This is a genomic window from Methylobacterium mesophilicum (genome assembly GCF_036441335.1).
In the GTDB taxonomy this organism is placed as follows: domain Bacteria; phylum Pseudomonadota; class Alphaproteobacteria; order Rhizobiales; family Beijerinckiaceae; genus Methylobacterium; species Methylobacterium mesophilicum_B.
The window spans coordinates 1-8,836 of sequence record NZ_MLBW01000032.1 but is presented as its reverse complement, the minus strand read 5'-3'; the positions used below and the strand labels follow the sequence as shown (position 1 = coordinate 8,836).

At 71.4% G+C, this 8,836-nt stretch carries 7 protein-coding genes; 3 read left to right on the top strand and 4 right to left on the bottom strand.

Features of this window, described 5'->3' with window-relative positions:
• From MMR14E_RS19670 to MMR14E_RS19660, 3 genes are all read left to right on the top strand, one after another.
• On the top strand, positions 1 to 962 hold a 962-nt coding region (locus tag MMR14E_RS19670), incomplete at its 5' end, for a quinone-dependent dihydroorotate dehydrogenase (RefSeq protein WP_331316601.1).
• A gap of 201 nt (positions 963 to 1,163) precedes the next feature.
• Positions 1,164 to 3,461, top strand: a complete 2,298-nt coding sequence (locus MMR14E_RS19665; RefSeq protein WP_331316599.1) for an FdhF/YdeP family oxidoreductase — start codon at positions 1,164 to 1,166, stop codon at positions 3,459 to 3,461.
• Positions 3,458 to 3,754: a hypothetical protein gene (locus MMR14E_RS19660; protein ID WP_331316598.1), complete on the top strand. Its 297-nt coding sequence runs from the start codon at positions 3,458 to 3,460 to the stop codon at positions 3,752 to 3,754. The genes MMR14E_RS19665 and MMR14E_RS19660 overlap by 4 nt, the downstream gene beginning before the upstream one ends.
• 101 nt (positions 3,755 to 3,855) lie before the next feature.
• Here MMR14E_RS19660 and MMR14E_RS19655 read toward each other — a convergent pair whose 3' ends face one another.
• The 4 genes from MMR14E_RS19655 to MMR14E_RS19635 form a co-directional block, all read right to left on the bottom strand.
• Entirely contained in the window at positions 3,856 to 4,749 is an 894-nt protein-coding gene (locus MMR14E_RS19655) for a CoA ester lyase (RefSeq protein WP_331316597.1), read from the bottom strand.
• A gap of 984 nt (positions 4,750 to 5,733) precedes the next feature.
• Positions 5,734 to 6,252 carry an Hsp20/alpha crystallin family protein gene (locus MMR14E_RS19645; protein WP_331316596.1) on the bottom strand — a complete coding sequence of 173 codons (519 nt, stop codon included), beginning with the start codon at positions 6,250 to 6,252 and terminating at the stop codon, positions 5,734 to 5,736.
• A gap of 145 nt (positions 6,253 to 6,397) precedes the next feature.
• Positions 6,398 to 6,880 (bottom strand): Hsp20 family protein, encoded by a 483-nt coding sequence (locus MMR14E_RS19640; protein ID WP_331316595.1) that lies wholly within the window; start codon positions 6,878 to 6,880, stop codon positions 6,398 to 6,400.
• 359 nt (positions 6,881 to 7,239) lie between these two features.
• Positions 7,240 to 8,836, bottom strand: a 1,597-nt coding sequence (locus MMR14E_RS19635) for a DNA translocase FtsK (protein ID WP_331316594.1), incomplete at its 5' end; no start/stop codon positions are given.

The window sequence follows — 8,836 nt, the reverse complement described above, 5'->3', positions numbered from 1 at the left end:
CGGACGACCCGCGCCTCGCCGTCGACCTGCTCGGCCGACGATTCCCGAACCCGATCGGCCTCGCGGCCGGCTTCGACAAGGGCGCGCGCGTGCCCGACGCGCTGCTCGGCCTCGGCTTCGGTTTCGTCGAGGTGGGCGGGATCGTGCCGCGACCCCAGCCCGGCAACCCGCGGCCGCGGGTGTTCCGCCTCGCCGCCGACCGCGCCGTGATCAACCGCTTCGGTCTCAACAGCGAGGGGCTCGAGGCGGTGGCCGACCGTCTGCGCGCCCGCAGGGGGCGACCCGGCATCGTCGGCGTCAACATCGGCGCGAACAAGGAATCGGCCGACCGCCTCGCCGACTACGCCGCCTGCACCGCCGCCCTGGCGCCGCTGGTCGACTTCGTCACGGTCAACGTCTCCTCGCCCAACACGCCGGGCCTGCGCGACCTCCAGGGTGAGGCCTTCCTCGACGAGCTGCTCGCCCGGACGATCGAGGCCCGGGACGCGGCCGGCGCCGGCGCGGCGATCCTCCTCAAGATCGCCCCCGACATGGCGCTGGACGCCCTCGACGCGGTCTGTGCGACGGCGCAGCGGCGCGGGGTCCAGGCCCTCGTCGTGTCCAACACCACGGTGACCCGCCCGGCGAGCCTGCGCGAGCAGGGTCTCGCCCGGGAGACCGGCGGCCTCTCGGGGCGGCCGCTCTTCGGCCCGGCGACGCGGATGCTCGCCCAGACGCGCCTGCGCGTCGGGGACGCGCTGCCGCTCATCGGGGTCGGTGGCGTGGATTCGGCCGAGGCGGCCTGGACCAAGATCCGGGCCGGGGCGAGCCTCGTGCAGCTCTACTCGGCGCTGGTCTACGAGGGGCCGGGTCTCGTCGGACGCATCAAGGACGGGCTCCTGCGGCGCATGAGCGACGCCGGCATCGCCTCGCTCCGGCAGATCGTCGGGCGCGACGCCGCCGCTCTCGCCCGCGGGGACTGAGCCGGCGCGCGGGCGGGCCGGCCGCGGCGCCGCGCACGACAAATTTTTTGCGGCCGCAGTTTAGAAAGGCTTTGCACAGCGGGAGCTTAGCCTGTGCCCCGCGCATGAGGGGCCTGCGCCGGCACGCCATTGTGAGGGAGCCGGAGAGGCGCTTATCTCGCGGTTGCGAGACCTATCGCGTCAGCCAATCCAGGACGGTTCATGGCCCAGTCTGAAGGGTCCACCAAGCGCTCCTCCGCCGCCGGCGGCTGGGGTGCTCTGAAGAGCTGCGGCAAGCACCTGCTCGGCAGCCGCGCCCCCCTCACCGGCGCCCGCGCGCTGCTGAAGGCGAACCAGCCCGACGGCTTCGACTGCCCCGGCTGCGCCTGGGGCGACCCGGAGCACGGCTCGTCCTTCGAGTTCTGCGAGAACGGCGTGAAGGCGGTCTCCTGGGAGGCGACCGACAAGCGCACGAAGCCGTCCTTCTTCGCCAAGCACACCCTGACCGAGCTGCGCACTTGGAGCGACTACGCCCTGGAGGGCCAGGGTCGCCTGACGCACCCGATGCGCTACGACGCGGCGAGCGACCGCTACCTGCCGGTGAGCTGGGACGAGGCCTTCGCGGAGATCGGCGCGACCCTGCGCGGGCTCGACCATCCGGACCAGGCCGAGTTCTACACCTCGGGCCGCGCCTCCAACGAGGCGGCGTACCTGTACCAGCTCTTCGCCCGCGCCTACGGGACCAACAACTTCCCCGACTGCTCGAACATGTGCCACGAGGCCAGCGGCGTCGCGCTGATCGACGCGATCGGCATCGGCAAGGGCACGGTCCTGCTGGAGGATTTCGAGAAGGCGGACGCGATCTTCTGCGTCGGCCAGAATCCCGGCACCAACCATCCGCGCATGCTCGGCGACCTGCGCCGGGCCGCCGAGCGCGGCGCCAAGGTGGTGGTGCTGAACCCGGTCCGCGAGCGCGGCCTGGAGCGGTTCGCGGACCCGCAGAACACCGTCGAGATGCTCCGCGGCGCCAGCCGTCCCATCGCCAGCCACTACCTGCAGCCGCGCTCGGGCGGCGACATGGCGGCCTTCCGGGGCATCGCCAAGGTCGTGTTCGCCCGCGACGCCGAGGCCCTGGCGGCCGGCCGGCCCTCGCTCCTCGACCGCGCCTTCCTCGAGCACCACACCGCCGGGCTCGACGCCTACCGCGCGGCCGTCGAGGCGACGTCCTGGGACGCGATCCTCGACCAGTCGGGCCTGACCGCGGACGAGATCGCCGCCATGGCGGACGTCTACCTCGGCGCCCAGCGGGTCATCGCGACCTGGGCGATGGGCGTGACCCAGCACCGCCACTCGGTGGCGACGATCCGGGAGATCGCCAACCTGCTGTTCCTGCGCGGCCATATCGGCCGGCCGGGCGCGGGCCTGTGCCCGGTGCGCGGGCACTCGAACGTGCAGGGCGACCGCACGGTCGGCATCAACGAGCGCCCGTCCGCCGCCTTCCTGGATTCCCTGGAGCAGCATTTCGGCCTCGCCATGCCGCGCCGGCACGGCCACAACGTCCTGGCGGCGATCCGCGCCATGCGGGACGGCACGGCGAAGGCTTTCATCGGGCTCGGCGGCAATTTCCTGCGGGCGACGCCCGACACGCCGGTCGTGGCGCAGGCGCTGGCCTCGTGCCGGCTCACCGTGCACATCGCCACCAAGCTCAACCACGCCCACCTGGTGCCCGGCGCGGTCGGCTACCTGCTGCCCTGCCTCGGCCGCACCGAGATCGACCGGGGCGCCGCGGGCAAGATCCAGATCGTGACCGTCGAGGATTCGATGAGCATGGTCCACGGGTCGGGCGGCATCAACAAGCCGGCCTCGAAGGAGCTGCGCTCCGAGATCGCCATCATCGCCGGCATGGCGCAGGCCACCGTCGGCTCCGCCGCCGTCGACTGGGCCGGGTTCGCCGCCGATTACGACCGGATCCGCGAGGCGATCGCCGCCACGATCCCGGGCTTCACCGGCTACAACACCCGGGTGCGCAAGCCGCGCGGCTTCATGCTGCGCAACCTCGCCGCCGAGCGGGTGTTCGAGACGGCCACCGGCCGGGCCACCTTCTCGGCCGACGCTCTGCCGGCCGAGACCGAGCATCAGGCTGCCCGGAAGACCTGCGACACGTTCGTTCTGCAGACCTTCCGCAGCCACGACCAGTACAACACGACGATCTACGGCCTGGATGACCGCTACCGGGGCGTCTACGGCGAGCGCCGCGTGATCTTCGCCCATCCCGACGATCTCGCGGAGATCCGCGACCGGCTCGGCGACCGGGTCGACGTCGTCGGCACGCACGACGACGGCATCACCCGCCGGGCGGAGGATTTCCGCCTCGTGCCCTTCGACATGCCGCGGGGCGCGCTGGCCGGCTACTATCCGGAGCTGAACGTGCTCGTGCCGCTCTCCACCTACGGCGAGAAGAGCGACACGCCGACGTCCAAGTCGGTGCTGGTCACCCTGCAGGCGCGCGCGGCCGCGTGAGCGCGGAGCCCGACGAGGCGGCGTTCGTCGCCGCCCTCGACCGGGTGTCGGCGGCCCGGCCCGATCTCGATCCGCTGGCGGCGGGCCTCCTGGCGGCGCTGGATCTCGGCCTGCCGGGCGACAGCCGCGCCTTCGCCCGCACCTTCGGGGTTGAGCACGCCCTCGTGCTGCGCGCCCTCTCGGGCCTCGATGAGGCGGGCCTCGTCGCCGTCACGGCCCGCGACGGGCGCACCCAGCGGACGCGCTACACGACCGCCGATACGGGACCTGCTGTCCCGTCATCGCGCGCGTAGCGAAGGGCACAGGGAGCGCGACAGACCTGGGCGTGGCGCTGCCCCGGATCGCTTCGCTCCGCACGCGAGGACGGACGCGCCGACATCGGACGGAACCGCGCTCAGAATCCCTTCGCCCTGATGGCCTCGGCCCAGGTGACCGCCCGGCGGTTCACGCCGAGATGCTGCCGCTCGTAGAGCCGGCCCTCCAGCTTGATCGCGCCCCGCTTGGCGTATTCCGGGCGCTCGAACGCCTCGATCACCAGCTTGGCCCGGCGCACCTCCTCCTCAGTGGGAGCGAAGGACGTGTTGGCCGGCTCCAGCTGCGTCGGGTGGATCAGGGTCTTGCCGTCGAAGCCGAGGTCGCGGGCCTGCCGGCACTCGTCGCGGCAGCCCTCGGTGTCGGCGATGTCGTTGTAGACGCCGTCGAGGATCGCGAGACCTTCGGCCCGGGCTGCGGCCAGCGCCATCATCATCCAGGGCAGCATCGGAACGCGGCCGGGGACGATCTTGGCCCAGGTGTCCTTGGCGAGGTCGTTGGTGCCGAGGACGAGGCAGGTCAGGCGGTTGCGCGGGTCGCGCTTGGCCCGGGCGATCTCCTGGATGTTGAGGATCGAGGCCGGGGTCTCGATCATCGCCCAGATCGCGATCCCGTCCGGCGCGTCGAGGGATTCGAGCCGGTCGGCGATGCTCTCCAGCACGGCGGGCGACGAGACCTTCGGCATCAGGATCGCGTCGGGCTTCGCCTCGATCGCGGCGTGGAGATCCGCCTCGCCCCACGGGGTCTGCGGTGCGTTGACCCGGATGACCAGCTCGCGGCTGCCGTAAGCGCCGCTCTTCACGGCGGCGCAGACCTGCTCGCGGGCGATCTCCTTCTCCTCCGGCCCGACGGCATCCTCGAGGTCGAGGATGATGCTGTCCACCGGCAGGGTCTTGGCCTTATCGAGCGCCCGCTGGTTCGAGCCGGGCATGTACAGCACGCTCCGGCGCAGGCGCAGATCGGTGGTCGTGGCCATCGGCTTCTCCCTCCTGGGCCGTCGCGCGGCCTCCCGTCGTTGCGCCGCACCCTAAAGCACGAACCCGGCCGCGCCACACCCTAAAGGTCGGGGCCGGTGAGTCCCCGCGCGGTTTGATACCGCGCCGTCTCTTCGCAGATCGAAGCCGCGGTTTGGTCATGTTCCGCCGCTTAAAGGCTGAACGAAACCAATTCTCGGGGTCCGGAATCTCTACGATGCGCAAAGTCTTGGTCACTCTCGCCTTGCTCGGGACGTTGGCGGCACCCGAGCGCAATGCTTGTGATGTCGGCAAGAACAACGGCTCAGCTTCTCTGTATGATCTTAGACATAATACTGATAAGTCCTTCTTCAACCGTAGGATGATATACCGGTCGGTCATGCAACTTCTGATTAGTATCCGCGGGAAGCCCGCAAAGCTGCCTGTTCGACTGCGACGCCGACCCGGCAGCTTTGCGGGCTTCCCGCGTATCCNCCGCCAGCGCCGGATGAGCGCCGCGGGGACGGGCGGCCTGCGCGGCGGCGGGGCTGCGGGCGGTGACGAMCCCTCGTCGAGCGCCTGGAGCGCCTCCAGGATCGTGCCGAGGGGCACGGGCTCGGCCCGGCAGCCCGGCAGGCAGCGCAGCGTCGGGCAGGACTCGACCGCGCGGGCGTCCGAGGCCCAGGAGGCCAGGATCGCCCGCTTCTCGGCCCGCGACAGACCGGGATAGCGCAACACCTCCCGGGGATGGCGGAAGACGTCGCCCGGTGCCACGAAGGCCTCGAACGGCTCGACCGCCTGCGGCCGCAGGCTGGCGGCCGCAACCGGACCGAGGCGCCCGATCTCGGGATGGACAGGGTTCATATCGATCGGTTGCATGCGACCCTCCTGATCGTGAGCAAAGGCTGGGGCGACCGGCGGCCCCGATCGGGCCCGCCGGGCGTCGCGTCATGCGTTCCGGCCCGCGACCGCGTATGCGGCTGCCGTCGGCGCCGGCTCAGGACCGGCTAATGCTTGGCGGCCGGCGCGCCGTTGCCGTTGATGGCGATGCGCCGGCGCCGCTCCGGCGCCTCGGCGGCGCGCGGCAGCGTCACCGTCAGGACGCCGTTGCGGAACGTCGCCTCGGCCTTGTCCTCCTCCACCGGCACGGGCAGGGCGATCGACCGCTCGAAGCGGCCGTAGCTGCGCTCGGAATAGCCGCGGGCCCTGTCGGAGGTCTCCGCGCGCTTCTCGCCCTTCAGGGTCAGGACGCCGTCGGCGATGAGCAGTTCGACGTCCTTCTCGTCGAGCCCGGGAAGCTCGGCGGACACGCGCAGCGCACCGTCCGCCTCGGCCAGCTCGACATGGGGCCAGCCGAGGCCGCGGCCCGCGGCGCTCGGCACGCCGCCGAACCCGCTGAAGACGTCGTCGAACAGGCGGTTCATCTCCCGGTGCAGCGTCAGGAACTGGCTGGCCGGCTCCTGCGAGAGGGCGGTCGGCGCCGGGGCAGGGGTGCGGTTCCAGGAAATCAGATCTCTCACGCTCATGGTCCTCGCTCCATCGAATGCGGTGCAGTCGTGGGAACGGGCCCGCGGGTCCGCGGACCCGTGAGGGATGTCATCCGTGTCGCGGTGGCGTGCCCGGGCGCGCCGCCCGGGCAACCGGGTCAGGCGGCCCGATCAGGCGGCCCGATCAGGCGGCCTTGGCCTCGCGGGCGATCTGCGCCGGAGCGTTGTCCTGGCCGGACGCGGCCGTCGTGCCGCCGATGGCGATGCGGCGGGGCTTCAGCGCCTCCGGCACCTCGCGCTTCAGCGCGACGGTGAGCAGGCCGTTCTCCAGGGACGCGCCCACGACCTTCACGTGCTCGGCCAGATTGAATGTCTGGCGGAAGGTGCGGGCCGCGATACCGCGGTAGAGGTAGTGCTTCTCACCCTCCTGGGCGGCCTTCTGACCCGAGACGAGGAGCGTGGTGTCCTGCTGGGTCAGCTCGATCTCGTCCGGTGTGAAGCCCGCGACCGCCATGGTGATGCGGTACTGGTCCTCGGCCACCTTCTCGATGTTGTAGGGCGGCCAGGCTGCCGACGGCTCGACACGGTCAGCTTGGTTGAGCAGCTCGAACAGGCGGTCGAACCCGATGGACGACCGGAACAGGGGCGAAACGTCGTACGTCCTCATAACCACATCCTCCGATGAGCAACGTGACTACAAGCAGCGCCGGACACCGTGTCCGGCGCCCTCCGTGCGAGCCCGTTTTCAGGCCTCGCACGCGCGTAACGTGCGGGCGAGAAGCGGGTTCCGCGCCGGGCGAAATTTCTTCGCGAGGGGGGCTGGCTGAATACGGTGATCCGACCCGCGCGGCCTCTCGCTGAGTTGCGGGTTGCACGGGCTCGGTCGGCTCGCCCGTCAGGTGAGCGCGCGCGGGTCCCCGTGCGGGGGCGGGGGCAGGGGCGGGCCGCGCTCCGTCACGGGCCGCAGCGCGAACGCGTGTCGTGCCGAAGGGGAGAGGGTGCCGCGGACGCGGCGGGCCCTCGCTCTCAGCCGACCGCCTCCTCCACGAGGATCTCGCGCTTGCCGGCATGGTTGGCCGGGCCGACGATGCCCTCGACCTCCATGCGCTCCATCAGCGAGGCGGCGCGGTTGTAGCCGATCTGCAGCCGGCGCTGGATGTAGCTCGTCGACGCCTTCTGGTCGCGCAGCACCACCTGGACGGCCTGATCGTAGAGGTCGCCGCCGGCCTCGCCGAAGGAGCCCTGGTCGAACACCGCGCCGTCGAGTTCGAGCTCCGCCGCGCCGGCCTTGCCCTTGGCGCCCTTGTCGGGCGCGCCCTCCTCGTCGTCGGCGGTGACGGCGTCGAGGTAGCTGGGGCGGCCCTGGCGCTTGAGGTGGGCGACCACGCTCTCGACCTCGCTGTCCGAGCAGAACGGCCCGTGCACCCGCGTCGTGCGCCCGCCCCCGGCCATGAACAGCATGTCGCCCTGGCCCAGAAGCTGCTCGGCGCCCATCTCGCCCAGGATCGTGCGGCTGTCGATCTTGCTCGTCACCTGGAAGCTGATCCGGGTCGGGAAGTTCGCCTTGATCGTCCCGGTGATCACGTCCACCGACGGACGCTGCGTCGCCATGATCAGGTGGATGCCGGCCGCGCGCGCCATCTGCGCCAGGCGCTGGATCGCCCCCTCGATGTCCTTGCCGGCCACCATCATCAGGTCGGCCATCTCGTCGACCACGATCACGATGTACGGCAGCGGCGCGAGATCCATCGCCTCGTCCTCGTACACCGCCTCGCCGGTATGGCGGTCGAAGCCGGTCTGCACGGTCCGGGTCAGTACCTCGCCGCGCGCCGCCGCCTCGGCGACCCGGGCGTTGTAGCCGTCGATGTTCCGGACGGCGATCTTGGCCATCTTCTTGTAGCGCTCCTCCATCTCGCGCACGGCCCATTTGAGGGCGATGACCGCCTTCTTGGGATCGGTGACGACGGGGGAGAGCAGGTGCGGGATGCCGTCATAGACCGACAGCTCCAGCATCTTCGGGTCGACCATGATCAGCCGGCACTCCTCCGGCTTCAGCCGGTAGAGCAGCGACAGGATCATGGTGTTGATCGCCACCGACTTGCCCGAGCCGGTCGTGCCGGCGACCAGGAGGTGCGGCATGCGCGCGAGGTCGGCGATGATCGGCTCGCCGCCGATGTTCTTGCCCAGGCACAGCGCCAGCTTGTGCTTGCTCTCGGCGAAGTCCGTCGAGGCCAGGAGCTCGCGCAGGTACACCGTCTCGCGCTTGGCGTTCGGCAGCTCGATGCCGATGGCGTTCCGGCCGGGCACGACCGCGACACGGGCCGAGACCGCCGACATCGACCGGGCGATGTCGTCGGCGAGCGCGATCACGCGGCTGGACTTGGTGCCGGGCGCGGGCTCGAGCTCGTAGAGGGTGACGACCGGGCCCGGCCGCACCGCCAGGATGTCGCCGCGCACGCCGAAATCGCCGAGCGTCGCCTCCAGCAGCGTGGCGTTCTGCTCCAGGGCGTCGGCCGAGATCAGGCTCGCCTGGGACGGGCCGCGGGGGGCCGCCAGCAGGTCGAGGGCGGGCAGGGCGTAATCCTCGGGGCGGACGGGCGGCGCCGGCGCGCGCCTCGCCGGC